Source organism: Bacillus sp. z50 (assembly GCF_058313585.1).
In genome coordinates this window covers 230,489-245,770 of the sequence record NZ_JBZFQL010000004.1, presented here as the reverse complement: position 1 = coordinate 245,770, position 15,282 = coordinate 230,489, and the positions used below count along the sequence as shown (strand labels likewise).

Sequence of the window (15,282 nt, the reverse complement as noted above, 5' to 3'; positions counted from 1 at the left end):
TATTTCATGAAAAAGGGGTTAACAGCATTTATTTTATTCTTAGTGGTAGGTACATTGGCAGCTTGCAGCGGCAATGAAAGCATTGAGGATGCAAGCTCAGAGTCAAAGGATATTAAAATTGGAGCTACTTCTGGTCCTTATAGTGATATGGCAACGAAAGCAATCAAGCCAGGCTTGGAAGAATTGGGATACAAAGTAGAAGTGGTGGAGTTCAGTGATTATATTCAACCGAATAAAGCGTTAGATGGTGGAGATATTGATGCGAACCTTTTTCAGCATACTATTTACTTGGAAAACTTTGAAAAAGAGAACAGCATGGATTTGACAGGGTTAATTAAAGTACCGACTGCGCCGATGGGTATTTATTCAAACACGTATAAATCTTTGGATGAAGTGAAGGACGGAGCGACGATTACAATTCCGAATGATCCGGTAAATGCAGCTCGCGCATTCAATACACTTCAAGATGAAGGATTAATTGTAGTAGATGAAAATGCAGAACCCCTTAAAGTTTCTGAAAAGGACATAATCGAAAACAAGAAAAACTTAAAATTCCAGCCGCTAGAGTCAGGACAGCTACCTCGATCTATTGACAGTGCAGATTTATCAGCAGTACCAGGAAACTTCGCATTAGCTGCAGATATGGACTTATTAAGTGCATTAGCGCTTGAGAATATGCTTGATCCGTATCGAAATTTAGTGGCAGTAAAGGCTAATAATGATGATTCACAGCTAGCTAAGGATATTTTATCAGTGGTAGAATCTGATGAATTCGAAAAAATAATCGATGAAGAATTTGTCGGCTTCGGCAAGCCTGAATGGATGAAATAATAAGAAAAAATGTCCCAGTTCTCTCTTTGTTTTATGTATAAATACTAAGGCTGTATATCCCTTAGATTAAACAACTAATTCGTAAACAATACAAAACCATAGAAGGAGCATGGCGGGTGTAAGGTTAGACATACAGAATATATAAAGATAACACTTCCCACTTTATTAATGTTTTTAACAGCAAATAGAAATGAGTGATGAAAATGACTGTTTTTTCAGTTCATGGTGCTCCAAGTGAATATATTTTGAAAGATAACGCTTTAGATTTATTGGAAGCTAAGCTGCTGGAACGCAATCTCCGCAGAGTTCTTGTGGTTCGTGGGAAAAAGTCCTGGGAGGCAGTAAAGCCGTATTGGCCGCAAATGGCAGAGGTAGAATTGGAAGAATATACGTACGGAGGCGAGTGCTCATTTGCCGAAATCGAGGCGGTTACTAAGCTGGTCAAGCATCATTCATTGGATGCGGTAATAGGTGTCGGAGGCGGAAAGATACTCGATCTTGTTAAGGCGGTTTGCGATGCGACTGAAAGGCAGTCCATTCTCATTCCGACATTGGCATCTAATTGTTCGCCATGGACGCCTTTAAGCGTTATATATGATGATTCCGGAGCTTTCATTCGTTATGATATATATCCGGTTTGTACCAGTCTGGTGCTAGTGGAGCCGCAAATTTTAGTTGATGCTCCAATAGAAATGTTAATTGCCGGTATTGGAGATACTCTTGCGAAATGGTACGAAGCGGATGTACAGATGGCTGTAATTGATAATAAGACTGTTCCACTGCAAATTGCTCATTTTGCTGCAAGAGAATGTAAGGATTTATTGCTAAAATTCGCCCGTGGAGCTGTTGAAGCTGCAAAGGCTGGGGAAGTAAATGATGATTTCGTCAAAGTAGTGGAAACGATTATTATGTTTGGTGGCATGGTTGGGGGCTATGGTGATTATTACGGTCGAATTGCTGGCGCTCATTCGATTCACAATGGTTTAACGGTACTTGAAGAAACTCATCACGCCTTGCATGGTGATAAGGTGGCATATGGCATTTTAGTTCAGCTAGTGCTGGAAGACAAATGGACAGAAATTGAAGAGCTTCGACTGTTTTATGAGGAGTTGGGCCTTCCATTATCCTTAACAGATTTAGGTGTGGAAGATATAACGGAAGCGCTGATTGCTGAGGTTGCTGAAAAAGCAACAGTTACGGGTGAGTCGATTCATGTAATGTCAATTGGATTGGTTACAGCTGAGAGGGTAGTGGAAGCAATTCAGAAGTTGGAGCAATTTGTTTGTGAGAGTGAGAAATCTTGCTAAAGTTGTTTACATAAACGGTCATCATCCACTCTAGGAATTAGAAGGTGTTTTAGGATTAGTTGATTGTGCAGGTTTCTTAGTAGACAGTTAAAAAGCTGTCTACTTTTTTTATTAGTCGTTAGCAATAATGTTTATGAAAACAGCCTTATCTTTACATGTAAATAAAGTTGTTTTTTCCTAATTAAAATGCTTATCTGGCTGCATAGTTTATTACCAAAATTATAAACTTGTTTATTTGTATAAATGAACCCTAAAATGGATAGGGAAATTTACTATTAAACGAAGGAAGTTGATTATGGAATTCACCAAGTATGCGAGTAAGAAACACACCGTACAGCAAATTGCAGAAGATCTGCTACATGTTACTCAACAGGCAGCTATTGCTTCATATCCCTGGATAGGAAAGGGAAATAAGATTGAAGCAGATGGTGCAGGGACAAGGGCTATGAGGCATCATTTAAATACAATCGATATGTGTGGAAGAGTCGTAATTGGTGAAGGAGAAATGGATGAAGCGCCAATGCTTTATATCAATGAAATGCTGGGAAATGGGAACGGTCCGGCAATTGATATAGCTGTTGATCCGGTGGAAGGTACTACGTTAATGTCTAAAGGGAAAAATCATTCAATGGCTGTGTTGGCTGCTGCGAAAAGTGGAAGCATGCTTCATGCTCCTGATATGTATATGAAAAAGATCGCAGTTGGGCCAAATGCAAAAGGATGTATTAATATAAATGCCTCCTTAAAAGAGAATATGCAATCAGTTGCGAAGGCCCTTGGAAAAGATGTAAGAGAATTGACCATTATGATTCAGGACCGCGACAGGCATAGTACTTTAATGGCACAGGTTCTCGAACTGGGAGCGAAGTTGAAGTTATTCTCTGATGTTGATATAACGGGCGCTATAGCAACTGGAATCGATGGAATGGATATTGATATGCTTGTCGGTACAGGCGGAGCTCCAGAGGGTGTCATCACTGCAACTGCACTAAAATGTCTGGGAGGAGATTTTCAGGGGCAGCTAGTTCCTATGAATCAGGAAGAATATAACCGATGTGTACAAATGGGTATTGAAAATCCAACTAAAATTTTCGAGCTGGATGAAATTATTCGTACAGATGATTGTTTATTTTCTGCAACGGCAATCACCGACGGTATGTTTTTGAATGGAGTCAGGAAGTTACCAAGCGGGAAAATGAGTACCCACTCCTTGTTACTGGTAGGCGCAAATACAAGAAATACAAAATTTATCCATACACACCACCATTAATGCTTTCTAAAAATAAAATCCTATAAAAGCAGTGATGATATGCTTTTATAGGATTTTTTTATTTCAAGGTTGATCAATACTTTCAAATCTTAATCCCGAATTAAATTAATCCTTTGCAAGAATCATTTTTGAGAGTAAAAAGGTAAAAGGAATCGCAATAATAGTAGCGATTATAGGTGCTATATTATCATGTATGGAAAGCAACTGGACTAAAATATAAATGGCAAGCGTGGACACTAAGATATTAACGACATAGGTTAATGGGAATTGAAGGAATTTTTTTAAAGTTGGTTTCGTTCGATAGGTAAAATAGGAATTCAGATAAAAGGAGCCAATCATACTGATAAAAAAACCAAGTAAATGGGCAGTCATATAGTTCATCTGAAACACTTCTTTAAAAAGTAAATACAAAATATAATAGTTGATTGTATTTACAATGCCAACCATATTAAATTTCCAAAATTCCTTTTCAAATAAAATCATCGAGTACAACCAGCTTTCTTCGCTTTTTTTCTAGGTTCTCTTATTATACTCAATTTAACAGTCAGCTAAAATATTCCATAAAAATGGATAAGGGTTATTAGCGATAGATGCGAAGTAAATGACTGATTACTATATGGATATAAAAAGAAGTAAGACCGGAAATGGTCATTCGCGGTCTTACTTAGTTACTGGTTAAATAGATGAAACTCTTTCCACCAATCCATTCCAATATCCCGATAAAAATTTAATTTTGTTAAGTTATAGGAGTTAGGTTGATTCAGTAAATATTTTTGAAACTCATCAGCTTGCTTTTTTTGTTCCTCCGTAACAGAACGATGGTTATCGAGTAATACGTGACCTAGTTGATGCAATAAATGGGAGTGGACATTTTTTATCGCATCTTTAGGTGTGTACTTAGCGGCATAGTGCAGGGACTTAAGATAATGGCTTGCTGATTTTTCAAAATCATTAAGTAAGTAATTCATCTTCCCGATTGATTCATGAACACGCATTTTATCCATGTCTGTTTTAGCCAGTGATAAGGCTGCTTCATATGTATCTCTAGCTTTTTGCAGGTTATTCACTTTTATATATTGATCAGCCAAAAGGATTGTAGCAGGAAACACCATTTTACTGACCCTCTTTGGCATTTTACCCGAGATGGATGGCAGGGCGGTTTCTAAAAGCTGAATAATTGTATCCGTTTCTGTGTTCTCATCAGCATGAAGTGCTTTATATAAAAGTTCTTCCGTTGGGTTGGTATGGTGAAACTTATTCAAGATACTCATATAGCATCACCTTTCAGAAAATTTATTATATTAATATAATTATAACATGTTATTCCTGTTTTCATCTTTCCTAATTTAATTAAAAATGCGAACTTCATTGTGCTGGAATGTAAGAAACACGATTTTAAAATAGTTATACTTAGAGCCATATGAATCGTTTCACAGCCAAACCGACAAGCAGGATAAGTTAGACACGATTCAATCTATTAACAAGGATACTGAAAAAAGAAAGGATACTGATAAAGAGTAAGGAATTAATGGAGATTACTCTACCAATTGCTATAGAACGGGTTTGCTCAAGAATAATGACAGGTAAAATTACGGAAGTTATAACACCTCCTATGTGGGAGAGGAGGTGTCCCGAAAATAAGGACTTAAAAACGTGATTGTAAAGGGATTGAAGTGCGTATTTTTTGGAAGCAATTTATGGATTAGAGACTATGAAAATATTCCCTTTACTTTAAATTACCATATAATTCAAATGAATAGGGGATAAAACAAAAAAAGCCCAATAGACTTTTCTATTGGGCTACTAATTTGCTATTCTTCTATTTTCCACCAAACATATCGAAAAGACCTTTGGCTACACTGCCTTCATCGCTTGACCCGCCTCTAGACGGCATAGCGGAAAACACTCTGCTTGCAAGGCGGCTGAAGGGGAGTGATTGAACCCAGACTGTTCCAGGACCCTGCAATGTAGCAAAAAACAGACCCTCTCCGCCAAATAACGCGGTTTTAATACCTTTGGCAAATTCAATATCGTAATCGACATTTCTGGTCATTGCAACGATACAGCCGGTATCTACTCGTATTTTTTCTCCTGGAGCTAATACTTTTTGATGTAATGTCCCTCCGGCATGCACGAAAGCCATCCCATCACCCTCGAGTTTTTGCATGATAAATCCCTCACCGCCAAAAAAGCCAGCCCCAATTTTTTTCTGGAATTCTATACCTACTGATACACCCTTCGCAGCTGCTAAAAAGGAGTCCTTCTGGCAGATTACCTTTCCATCCAATTCACTTAAATCCAAAGGAACGATCTTTCCCGGATATGGAGAAGCAAAAGATACATGCTTTTTTTGAGTTCCTTCATTTGTAAAGGTGGTCATAAATAAACTTTCTCCAGTCAGGACTCTTTTTCCGGCACTGAATAATTTGCCCATCATTCCAGATTGGGAAGAAGAACCGTCACCGAAAATGGTTTCCATTTGAATCTGCTCATCCATCATCATTAAGCTTCCGGCCTCGGCCACGACTGTTTCTTTCGGATCTAATTCCACTTCTACAAATTGCATATCGTCTCCGTATATCTTGTAATCAATTTCATGGTTGTTCATTGCCAAACACCTCCAAATTGATAAATCTCTTCAGTTAAAGTGTAATCCAAAACAATTGAGGATGCGAGTTTGGTATACAATCAATTATTGCTTTTTTTCGCCCTTTTTTGTCCAGGGAACCACCAATTCCATTTGCCCAGCAATTTCATTAGAGAAGGAACAAGGACCATACGGACAAGGGTGGCATCTATAAAAATAGCTAAGGCCACGCCAACCCCGATTTGCTTTACCGGTACAATATCTGTAAAAGCAAAGGCACCTGTAACAGCAATCATTATGGCGGCTGCCGAGGTGATAATTTTGCTTGTTGTAGTTAAGCCTTCAAGGGTAGCTTTATCGTTATCTCCAGTTTCGAGATAAATCTCTTGGATACGGGAGATTAAGAAAACTTCATAATCCATACTTAATCCAAAAACAATTGCAAAGGTTAAGATAGGTATCATTAGTGCAATTGGGTTAGGATCAACTCCTAAATTCCCGTGCTGGAAAATCCATACAATGATACCAAAGGCAGCTCCAAGGGAAAGGATATTCATCAGAATAGCTTTCACCGGAATGAGTACAGACCGGAATGCAACTAATAAAATCAAATAAGTAGCCCCGATGATCAGTAATAAACCTTTTGGGACCTGCTCCAGGATTTCATCAAAAATTTCTTGTGTGAATTTTGCCTGACCGCCAATAGTGTGAGTCAGCTCTGGATGTATGTCTTGATTCTCAGCCTCTCGAACCCAATCTTTTGCTTTCGCGGTTTTGTATGCTGCATCGAGTTTAACCGTTATGTGGGTTGTATCTTCGTTCACTAGCTTTTCGAGGACAGGAGCCATTTTTTCTCTAGCCGCATCAGATTGTAAGGTTTGATATAACTCTTCAGCGGAGTTTGTGTTTGTATACGTAAATATTGAATCAACTTGATCGACAAGCTCATCTTCCTTAAGCTCATTTATAAATGCTTCTATGTTCTCAAGGGATTCCTTTGATAATATGTCCTCTTGATTTTTTGTTTCTAAAACAATCGGTACGTTTGACTGATTGCTTGGAAGGAAAGAGTCTTCAAATTTTTCATATGCAATTCTTGTTTGACTGTCAGCCGGCAAAGAATCAGCATTAGGTATTTCTAAATCAATATTGCGAATAGGGGTGGCTGCAATCATTAAAATGAGTAAAGCGGCTAAGGCCATAATTATAGGGCGTTTCATTACGAAGTTTGCGAAACTTCTCCATTTACTGTCCGAGTTTTCTTTAGTTTTTAGAATCATAGCTTTGTTAATGTTTTTACCGATAATTCCTAATAAGGCCGGCAGGAAGGTAAGGGCAGAAATGACAGAAATGAAAACAGCGACTATACCGCCGACAGCTATACTTCGGAATATATCAATATTAATGAAAAACATCCCTGCAAGACCAAGAACAACACAGGTTCCAGAAAAAGTAATGGCTTTCCCGGCAGTTTTGTTTGTAATGCTCACGGCTTTACTGACTTCATGATGCTGCAGTTCTTCTCTGAATCGATGGATGTAGAGAAGGGCAAAATCTATGCTGACTGCTAACCCAATCATGGGAACAACATTTAAAACAAATACGGAAAGATTAATACTCTGACCAATAAAATAAATAATCCCCATAGAGGATACAACAGCTACGATCCCGGTCATCAGAGGAATGGAAGCAGCAACCAATCCTCCAAAAGCTAATAACAATACAATCATGGCGATTGGAATCCCAATCATTTCGGCATTTTTTAAATCAGTTTGAGATGCTTTGCTCATATCTTCTTCAATGACATGGCTACCAGTCAGAGAAGTGGATATATCCTGGCCAGCAATCTCTTGGTTTAAAGCTTTAATATAATCTGCAGGTTCTTGTGTGTCTTCGTCAAAAGAGATAGAGGCATAGGCAATCTCCTTTTTATATTGTGAATCATTTTCTAAGGGGGATTCTACTGAGCTAAACCCGTCGATTTTTTTCACATCATTCAATACTGAGTTTATCCTTTGTTTAAAATCCTTTTCCTCTAAATTATCCTTATTTTCAAATAAAATGATATAAGGTGAGGCTGATTGGCCGAACCGATCCTCTAATAGCTCATTTGTTTTATCATAGGAGGACTCTTCCATCTCAAAGCCGCTGCCTTGCAGAATACCAGGCATTTTTAGAGCGAAGAATCCCATTACCAATGTGAAAATAATCCAAATCACTAAGATTATTTTACGATATGTATACATCATTCAATAAACCTCCTCTTTTAGCTCTATGTGCCACAATTCTCTATACCCATGTATACAAGATATATCCTCCCGCTATATAACATTTTAAACTTTAAAAGCAGTTTATCATAGGTTTTACCCGGTAAGTATAATGAAATAATTATCAATATAAATATGAAAAGATAGTGTATTTAGAATCTAAGTGGGGAAATACTAAAACAACAGTTACATAACAAACTTAGGAGGAGACATTATGAAGAAATTATCATTAATCATGTGTATGTGCGTTTTAACAGTATTTGCAGCAGGGTGCAATAATAATGATGATGCAAAAAAAGATAATCAAGCAAATGACAATCAAACAACAGAAAATAACAATGCGAATGATACAGCGAAAGACAATAACAACGCAAACAATCAAGCAACAGACAATAATACTGATTCAGCTTATTCTTTTAGAGATTTTGATCTTGAAGTGAAATACGAAAATAATAAGGATTATGAGGTTAGCTACGAAAATGATAACGATGGAGTAGAAGCTTCGATTGAAGATGATCGAAATAATGAGCGAGTAAATGGTAATGATGCAGTTGACCGCTTAAATCCTATATTTAAAAAATTAGATATTGATTCTAATACATCACAGGATGATGTTATATCCAAAGTTATTTCAGCATTTGAATTAGATGATAATTATCAGGCGATTGATATAGATATTTCATTTAATGACGGAACAGAAAAAGAATATAGAAATAATAAGTAATTGATATACGCAATCAGAGCATCCCTTAAGATTAAAAGGGGATGCTTTGTTTTTATGTAGAATAATTAAGTGAAAAAGTTACTTTTATTAAATTCGTTGGGCTGTAAGATAATGATTTTTAATAATGGTTGGGATAAGGCAGAGTGTTTTTTAGAGAACGAAAGGGAGAAGGATGTTCTAAAAAAGGAAGTATGACAGCCAGACTAAGTATTCTTTTTATGAATAGTTAATTTCCCATTGCACAGCTTTGAATGTTAGGTATAAGATGTAAGAGGCAAAACTATCTTCAAAGGAGTTGAAATTATTGAGTAACTACGATTCGAGTGACCCAGACACGAGCTTGCCTGAGGAAACCAACAGTGCTTTTTATAAAAGGTGGGGAAAGATAATTGTCATTCCATTAAAAAGAGTTGTTGCTTCCTCATAATGAGAGGAGGTTAAATCAATGTTAGAATATTATATCTCAGATACAGATAGTAAATTACAGAAAATTGATGAACTGAAAAAAGGGTGCTGGGTCAATATGGTTGCGCCAAGTGAAGCTGAAATCAAGTTAATTTCGGATCGTTTGGATATACCGGAAGATTTCATTAAAGACCCATTGGATGATGAAGAACGGTCTCGGCTTGAAAGAGAAGATAATCATATATTAATCATTGTAGACTTTCCATACATTACGTATGATGATGGGGGATTCCCGCTTTATGAAACTCTCCCAATTGGTCTGATTGTAACGGACGAATGCTTTATTACAATCTCACTCATTGAAAATCCCATTATTACTGATTTTGTGAGTAAGAAAATGAAGGGATTTTTTACGTATAAAAAGACAAGATTTGCTCTTCAAATCCTGTTTAATATCTCTAGCTATTACTTAAGATATTTAAAACAAATCAATCGTAAAACAGATGACATCGAAAAAGAATTACACCAATCTATGAAAAATGAAGAGCTCTATGCATTCCTTTCATTAGAAAAGAGTTTGGTGTATTTTACGACATCGCTAAAATCCAATAAAATCGTATTGCAAAAACTTTTGCGGTTGAATCATTTGAAAATGTATGAAGAGGATAAGGATCTTTTAGAAGATGTTATTATTGAAAACACCCAGGCGATTGAGATGGCTGAGACGTATCATTCCATTTTAACGAGTATGATGAACACATTTGCTTCAGTTATTTCTAATAACCTGAATATCGTAATGAAATTCTTAACTTCCATTACGATTATTTTATCATTCCCGACCATTGTAGCAAGCATATATGGTATGAACGTTAATTTACCTTTTCAAAATAACCCGTATGCGTTTATAGGTGTTATTTGTGTTGCCCTATTGTTATCATCCATTACAACTATAATATTTTGGAAAAAGAGATACTTTTGAAGATAGCAAAAGCTATCTCTTTTTTTTGGGTAAGCTAAATATGTTGAGTCTCTTTCGTGAAAAAGATAAAATATTGTTTTGTGTTCATAATTGATTTGTTTGGTAACATGTTCTGTACAGTTCGATAAAAAAGTGATATAACATTTCTCTGCACTAATGTATGGACTATTTTATATAGGTATAAAAGTATGGGGTGAATTATTTTGGAACTTAGAGAGTCAATGGCAAAAAGGGTAGCCTGGATTAGTATTTGGAGCAATATAATTCTTACAGTTGGAAAAATCGTAATCGGAATAATCGCAAGCAGTGATGCCTTATTCGCGGATGGGATACACTCAGCAGCAGATGTTTTTGCAGCGGTTATCGTATTATTGGTACTTAAAGTTTCAAATAAACCTGCGGATCTAGAGCATCCATACGGACACGGCAAAGCTGAAGTAATTGTTTCCGGGGTAATTGGAATCTTGTTATTATTAGTATCCCTTTATATTGTGTATGAAGGTGTAGCAGGATTTTTCCATCCTATTGAGACCCCAAGTATGATTGCCTTCTGGATTGCTTTATTTTCTTATGTAGCGAAAGAATGCTTATTCCGTTATTCCATGAATGTCGGTAAACGGGTAAACAGTAAAGCGATTGAAGCGGTAGCATATGATCACCAGGCAGATATAGTGGCATCATTGGCTGCAGCAATAGGTATACTTTTATCTTATCTTGGGGATAAATTAGGAATCACCTTTCTCTTATATGGGGATAAAGTGGCAAGTATATTTGTAGCCTATTTGATTTTCAAAATTGCAAGGGAAATGCTGACAGAAGCCTTCCATATTCTAATCGAACGCAATGTACAGCCGGAAATGATGGAGCAATTTGAGGCTGTTATCCTTAGTTTTGATGAAGTCAGACGTATTGACCGAATAAGGGCAAGAGAACACGGTCACTACATAATAATGGATATTCGTATCTCAATTGATCAAGATAAAACAATTAAAGAAGGTCATGACCTATCAAGAGAGATTAAGAACTCTCTAAAGGAGAAATTTGACCATATTGAAGAAGTGCTCATTCATTTAAATCCATACTTTCCAGAATAAACGAAGGCCAATTTACATGTTAATTGTAAATTGGCCTTTTTTCGTTCTGTCCAACCGGATATTTTAGTTATCCAACGTTCAAAATTTAATTAACATTAAAAAACCGGACAGCCATCTCACACCTGTCCGGTTTTTTTGTTATATCGAAGTATATTGAAAGACAAAATTGAGCGTAAATAAAAGAGCGATAATATAAAGTGGTACTGAAACATCGCGCTTTTTCCCTATAAATAGCTTAATTAATGGATAAGCTATGAAACCAATAGCCATTCCGTTGGCAATGCTGAATGTCAATGGTATTAAAACAATTACCAATAAAGCAGGGAAGCTTTCAGTTAAGTCATTTAAATCGATTTCTGCGATATTTTGAATCATTAATGCCCCAATTAAAATCAAAATAGGGGATATAGCTGCATTTGGAATGATTTTAATTATAGGTAATAAAAACAATGAAGCTAAAAAAAACAAACCTGTAGTCACTGCAGTTAAACCGGTACGTCCGCCTGCTGTAATTCCAGCAGCTGTTTCGACAGTGGCAACAGTTGGGCTAGATCCAAATATACCGCATGTCAGGACAGATATAGCATTCGCTTTAAGTGCTTTATTATTTTTTTCTGGTTGCTTAATTGATGCGGTATGCGCATGAATTAAACCAATATTTTCAAAGGTTACAACCATGGCTATTGAAAAAGAAGTTAACAGAAAACCGATTGAGAAGATATTGGTAAATGACATGGCTCCAAAAACTTCTCCATACGAGTTAAATGATGGTTGAGTCCATTCAAACCCATCAAGGTTTACCACTCCAAGAAAGATGGCCAGGATGGTGATGATAGCGACACTGATTAGGAGATTTCCAGGAATATTACGAGTAAATAGAATAAAGGTAATTATAAGACCAAGAATGGTTAACAAGGTTTCCGCATTTGTTAAGTCACCAAGAGCAACAATAGTTTCAGGTGAGGAAACGATAATTCCGCTTTGCTCAAACCCTATAAACATTAATAAAATTCCAATCCCAACTGTAATTCCTGCTTTTAAGGAATGCGGGATTGCTTCAGTAATTTTTTTAGCTAACGGTGTGAACGCAATAAGCATGAAAAGCACACCTGAAAGAAAAACAATTCCAAGTGCTTCCTGCCAGCTATAGTTACCATTGATAACAATTGTATATGTGAACATTGCGTTAATTCCCATGCCCGGGACGACGATGATGGGAGTATTACTCCAAAGTCCCATAATCATGCAACCGAATACACAGGTAAGTATAGTTCCGATCATAGCTGCGTCATATGGTATTCCGGCTTCTGATAGGATTTTGGAATTGACAATTACGATATAAACAATGGTGATAAAAGAAATAAAGCCAGCGAGGATTTCACGTTTTATGGTAGTACCGTGCGCATCCAATTTAAATAATTTTTCCATGATGTGTCGTTCTCCTTTTTAAAAAGCTACCTTCCCATGCTATCATTGTGTGTAATATATGAAAAATATTTATTTTGTATGATAAGTATATATTTTTGATATAACGGAAATGAGGACAGGATATGGATATAAAACAGTTACGCTATTTTGTAGCCATTGCAGAAGAAAAACAAATTACTAGAGCGGCAAAACGATTGCATATGGCTCAGCCGCCGCTCAGTCAACAATTAAAGAGAATGGAAGATGAATTAGAAGTTGTCCTTTTTAATAGGAAAGGAAACACTCTTGAATTAACTCAGGCAGGAGCCTCTCTCTATCAAAAAGCAGTGGATATCATTAGAGTATTTGAAGAAATGATAACTGAAACGAAAGAAATGGTGGAAGGATTAAGTGGTAATCTCCGCATTGGAGTAAATACATTTTCTGATTATCAATTAGCAGGTTATCTAAATGACTTTCATCAAAAATATCCTAATGTTTATTACACCGTTTATCAAGGGAATTCAGTGGAATTGACGAAAATGATTAAGGAGGGGCTGCTTGACATTGGATATGTCATCTTTCCAATTGAGTCTCATGAGGTGAATATACTGCCCATTAAAACAGAGCCATTTGTTTATTTAACAAATGAAAAAATAGAGAGCTCTGAAACAATCGTTTCTTTAAAAAGCATTAGTAAAAAACCATTAATTCTACCAAGCAATGAAGGATTAGGAATCTACAAAATGATTGTCAGTGAATTCTCAAGGCTGCACATAAAACCGTTAGTGAAAAGCGAATGCTCAGACATCAAGCTATTACTTCAATTGGTAAAGCAGGGATTTGGGGTCACTGTTGTACCGGAATCAGTTGTAAAGACATATGATACACACCAATTATACAGTTATCAGCTTCAAGAAAAAGATTTAACATCTACGGTGGGTGTTATTTGGTCCAAAGAAAGATATCTGGCAAAGACAGTGGAAAATTTCCTGAGTATGATTAAACAAAGAACAGCGGGAAGTCCAGTTACTGAATCAAGTGATAATAACCAGTATTGATAAAGGTATTCTCTTTTTTTATAATTTTCAAAAAAACCAATTCGTTCAACTGTGTATTCCAACAAGGAGTGGTAAAATAGTAACGAATGGGAATGATGTTTTAAAGGAGCTGAAAGAATGAATTTTGAACAAAAATTAAACAAATATGCAGAATTGGTTGTTAAAGTGGGAGTCAATATTCAAGAAGGGCAAATTTTGGTAATCTCATCCTCAATTGAATCAGCATCGTTTACACGCCAAGTTGTTAAAAAAGCTTATGAAGCCGGTGCAAAGCATGTATACGTGGATTGGGCTGATGAAGAGGTTAGCAGAATCAAATATGAATTGGCTCCAGATGAAGCCTTTAATGAATTTCCGCAATGGATAGTGGCTCAACGAGAGGAGTTGGTAGAAAAAGGTGGTGCTTTCCTATCAATTGTTTCTCAGAGTCCTGACCTATTAAAAGGAATCGATCCGAATCGAATTGCTAGCTTTCAAAAAGCGGCAGGCACTGCATTAAATAAATTTAGACAAGCTACACAATCTGATAAAGTGAGCTGGTGTGTAACAGCTGCTGCAGGGAAGGCCTGGGCTGACAAGATTTTCCCTGATTCCGAAAACAGTGTGGAATTACTTTGGGATGCGATTTTTAAAGCAGTCCGAGTAGATAGTGAGGATCCAGTTGCTGCTTGGAAGGAACACGATGAAACCCTGCGTACAAAAGCAGACTATTTAAATTCAAAAAAATATAAAGTTCTTCATTATAAAGCGCCAGGAACAGATTTATCCATTGAGCTGTCTGATAAACATATATGGTGCGGAGCCGGTAGTGTGAATTCAAAAGGTATATCGTTTATGGCTAATATGCCAACAGAGGAAGTCTTTACGGTTCCTTATAAAGAAGGCGTGAATGGAACTGTTACAAGCACGAAGCCTTTAAGCTATGGCGGAAATGTCATTAACAATTTCACGTTAACATTTGAAAAAGGAAAAGTTGTAGATGTAAAGGCAGAAACAGGTGAGAATGTTCTTAAGAATCTTCTTGACTCTGATGAAGGATCTCGCTATCTTGGTGAAGTTGCCCTAGTACCTCATCAGTCACCAATCTCTGATACAAATATTTTATTCTATAATACTCTCTTTGATGAAAATGCATCCAATCACTTGGCTATTGGCTCAGGCTATGCTTTTTGTCTTGAAGGAGGCAAAGAGATGAATGAAGATCAATTAGCGAATGATGGTGTCAATATAAGTATTAATCATGTTGATTTTATGATTGGTTCTGCTGAAATGGACATTGATGGAGAATTGGCGGATGGAACAAAAGAACCTATTTTCCGAAAAGGGAATTGGGCGTTCTAAACAAAGCTG

Annotated in this window: 14 protein-coding genes; 9 read left to right on the top strand and 5 right to left on the bottom strand. The window is 36.6% G+C overall.

Annotated features, from left to right (window positions below; genetic code table 11):
- Nucleotides 1-6: 6 nt before the first annotated feature.
- The 3 genes from AC4G3N_RS13860 (at nucleotide 7) to glpX (ending at nucleotide 3,408) form a co-directional block, all read left to right on the top strand.
- The gene (locus tag AC4G3N_RS13860; protein ID WP_077247973.1) at nucleotides 7-831 is read left to right on the top strand and encodes a MetQ/NlpA family ABC transporter substrate-binding protein; all 825 of its coding nucleotides are present in this window, start codon (nucleotides 7-9) and stop codon (nucleotides 829-831) included.
- Between the two features lie 203 nt (nucleotides 832-1,034).
- Nucleotides 1,035-2,138 carry an iron-containing alcohol dehydrogenase family protein gene (locus tag AC4G3N_RS13855; protein ID WP_140461124.1) on the top strand — a complete coding sequence of 368 codons (1,104 nt, stop codon included), beginning with the start codon at nucleotides 1,035-1,037 and terminating at the stop codon, nucleotides 2,136-2,138.
- 295 nt (nucleotides 2,139-2,433) lie between these two features.
- Nucleotides 2,434-3,408, top strand: a complete 975-nt coding sequence (gene glpX / locus AC4G3N_RS13850) for a class II fructose-bisphosphatase (protein ID WP_066102008.1) — start codon at nucleotides 2,434-2,436, stop codon at nucleotides 3,406-3,408.
- 105 nt (nucleotides 3,409-3,513) lie between these two features.
- On the opposite strand, the gene AC4G3N_RS13845 is transcribed toward glpX, so the two are convergent.
- The 4 genes from AC4G3N_RS13845 to AC4G3N_RS13830 all read right to left on the bottom strand — a co-directional run bounded on the left by AC4G3N_RS13845 (nucleotide 3,514) and on the right by AC4G3N_RS13830 (nucleotide 8,244).
- The gene (locus tag AC4G3N_RS13845) at nucleotides 3,514-3,891 is read right to left on the bottom strand and encodes a GtrA family protein (RefSeq protein ID WP_066102005.1); all 378 of its coding nucleotides are present in this window, start codon (nucleotides 3,889-3,891) and stop codon (nucleotides 3,514-3,516) included.
- Between the two features lie 185 nt (nucleotides 3,892-4,076).
- Nucleotides 4,077-4,679, bottom strand: a complete 603-nt coding sequence (locus AC4G3N_RS13840) for a tetratricopeptide repeat protein (RefSeq protein WP_491090348.1) — start codon at nucleotides 4,677-4,679, stop codon at nucleotides 4,077-4,079.
- Between the two features lie 548 nt (nucleotides 4,680-5,227).
- Entirely contained in the window at nucleotides 5,228-6,016 is a 789-nt protein-coding gene (locus AC4G3N_RS13835) for a TIGR00266 family protein (RefSeq protein WP_066101999.1), read from the bottom strand.
- 80 nt (nucleotides 6,017-6,096) lie between these two features.
- A complete protein-coding gene (locus tag AC4G3N_RS13830; protein ID WP_491090347.1) occupies nucleotides 6,097-8,244 on the bottom strand; it encodes an MMPL family transporter in 2,148 nt (715 codons plus the stop codon).
- Nucleotides 8,245-8,476: 232 nt separating this feature from the next.
- Here AC4G3N_RS13830 and AC4G3N_RS13825 point away from each other — a divergent pair, with 232 nt between their 5' ends.
- The 4 genes from AC4G3N_RS13825 to AC4G3N_RS13810 all read left to right on the top strand — a co-directional run bounded on the left by AC4G3N_RS13825 (nucleotide 8,477) and on the right by AC4G3N_RS13810 (nucleotide 11,464).
- Complete coding sequence (locus AC4G3N_RS13825) at nucleotides 8,477-8,986, top strand: YusW family protein (protein WP_491090346.1); 510 nt, start codon at nucleotides 8,477-8,479, stop codon at nucleotides 8,984-8,986.
- A gap of 304 nt (nucleotides 8,987-9,290) precedes the next feature.
- Nucleotides 9,291-9,413 carry a hypothetical protein gene (locus AC4G3N_RS13820; RefSeq protein WP_258187980.1) on the top strand — a complete coding sequence of 41 codons (123 nt, stop codon included), beginning with the start codon at nucleotides 9,291-9,293 and terminating at the stop codon, nucleotides 9,411-9,413.
- Nucleotides 9,414-9,431: 18 nt separating this feature from the next.
- Nucleotides 9,432-10,370, top strand: a complete 939-nt coding sequence (locus AC4G3N_RS13815) for a magnesium transporter CorA family protein (protein WP_066101990.1) — start codon at nucleotides 9,432-9,434, stop codon at nucleotides 10,368-10,370.
- Nucleotides 10,371-10,570: 200 nt separating this feature from the next.
- Nucleotides 10,571-11,464, top strand: coding sequence for a cation diffusion facilitator family transporter (locus tag AC4G3N_RS13810; protein ID WP_262366020.1), 894 nt, complete (start codon nucleotides 10,571-10,573; stop codon nucleotides 11,462-11,464).
- A 138-nt stretch (nucleotides 11,465-11,602) separates the two neighbouring features.
- On the opposite strand, the gene AC4G3N_RS13805 is transcribed toward AC4G3N_RS13810, so the two are convergent.
- On the bottom strand, nucleotides 11,603-12,892 hold the full coding sequence (locus AC4G3N_RS13805; RefSeq protein WP_491090345.1) for an NCS2 family permease: 1,290 nt from the start codon (nucleotides 12,890-12,892) through the stop codon (nucleotides 11,603-11,605).
- A gap of 122 nt (nucleotides 12,893-13,014) precedes the next feature.
- Here AC4G3N_RS13805 and AC4G3N_RS13800 point away from each other — a divergent pair, with 122 nt between their 5' ends.
- Together AC4G3N_RS13800 and AC4G3N_RS13795 are read left to right on the top strand one after the other, a co-directional pair.
- A complete protein-coding gene (locus tag AC4G3N_RS13800) occupies nucleotides 13,015-13,932 on the top strand; it encodes a LysR family transcriptional regulator (protein ID WP_066101984.1) in 918 nt (305 codons plus the stop codon).
- 117 nt (nucleotides 13,933-14,049) lie between these two features.
- Nucleotides 14,050-15,273 carry an aminopeptidase gene (locus AC4G3N_RS13795; protein ID WP_066101980.1) on the top strand — a complete coding sequence of 408 codons (1,224 nt, stop codon included), beginning with the start codon at nucleotides 14,050-14,052 and terminating at the stop codon, nucleotides 15,271-15,273.
- Nucleotides 15,274-15,282: the final 9 nt, after the last annotated feature.

Excerpts from the sequence above, each read along its gene's own strand:
- glpX (WP_066102008.1), top strand. The coding sequence starts at position 2,434 with ATGGAATTCACCAAGTATGCGAGTAAGAAACACACCGTACAGCAAATT.
- AC4G3N_RS13855 (WP_140461124.1), top strand. The coding sequence starts at position 1,035 with ATGACTGTTTTTTCAGTTCATGGTGCTCCAAGTGAATATATTTTGAAA.
- AC4G3N_RS13845 (WP_066102005.1), bottom strand. The coding sequence starts at position 3,891 with ATGATTTTATTTGAAAAGGAATTTTGGAAATTTAATATGGTTGGCATT.
- AC4G3N_RS13860 (WP_077247973.1), top strand. The coding sequence starts at position 7 with ATGAAAAAGGGGTTAACAGCATTTATTTTATTCTTAGTGGTAGGTACA.
- AC4G3N_RS13830 (WP_491090347.1), bottom strand. The coding sequence starts at position 8,244 with ATGATGTATACATATCGTAAAATAATCTTAGTGATTTGGATTATTTTC.
- AC4G3N_RS13795 (WP_066101980.1), top strand. The coding sequence starts at position 14,050 with ATGAATTTTGAACAAAAATTAAACAAATATGCAGAATTGGTTGTTAAA.
- AC4G3N_RS13800 (WP_066101984.1), top strand. The coding sequence starts at position 13,015 with ATGGATATAAAACAGTTACGCTATTTTGTAGCCATTGCAGAAGAAAAA.
- AC4G3N_RS13815 (WP_066101990.1), top strand. The coding sequence starts at position 9,432 with ATGTTAGAATATTATATCTCAGATACAGATAGTAAATTACAGAAAATT.
- AC4G3N_RS13835 (WP_066101999.1), bottom strand. The coding sequence starts at position 6,016 with ATGAACAACCATGAAATTGATTACAAGATATACGGAGACGATATGCAA.
- AC4G3N_RS13825 (WP_491090346.1), top strand. The coding sequence starts at position 8,477 with ATGAAGAAATTATCATTAATCATGTGTATGTGCGTTTTAACAGTATTT.
- AC4G3N_RS13840 (WP_491090348.1), bottom strand. The coding sequence starts at position 4,679 with ATGAGTATCTTGAATAAGTTTCACCATACCAACCCAACGGAAGAACTT.
- AC4G3N_RS13805 (WP_491090345.1), bottom strand. The coding sequence starts at position 12,892 with ATGGAAAAATTATTTAAATTGGATGCGCACGGTACTACCATAAAACGT.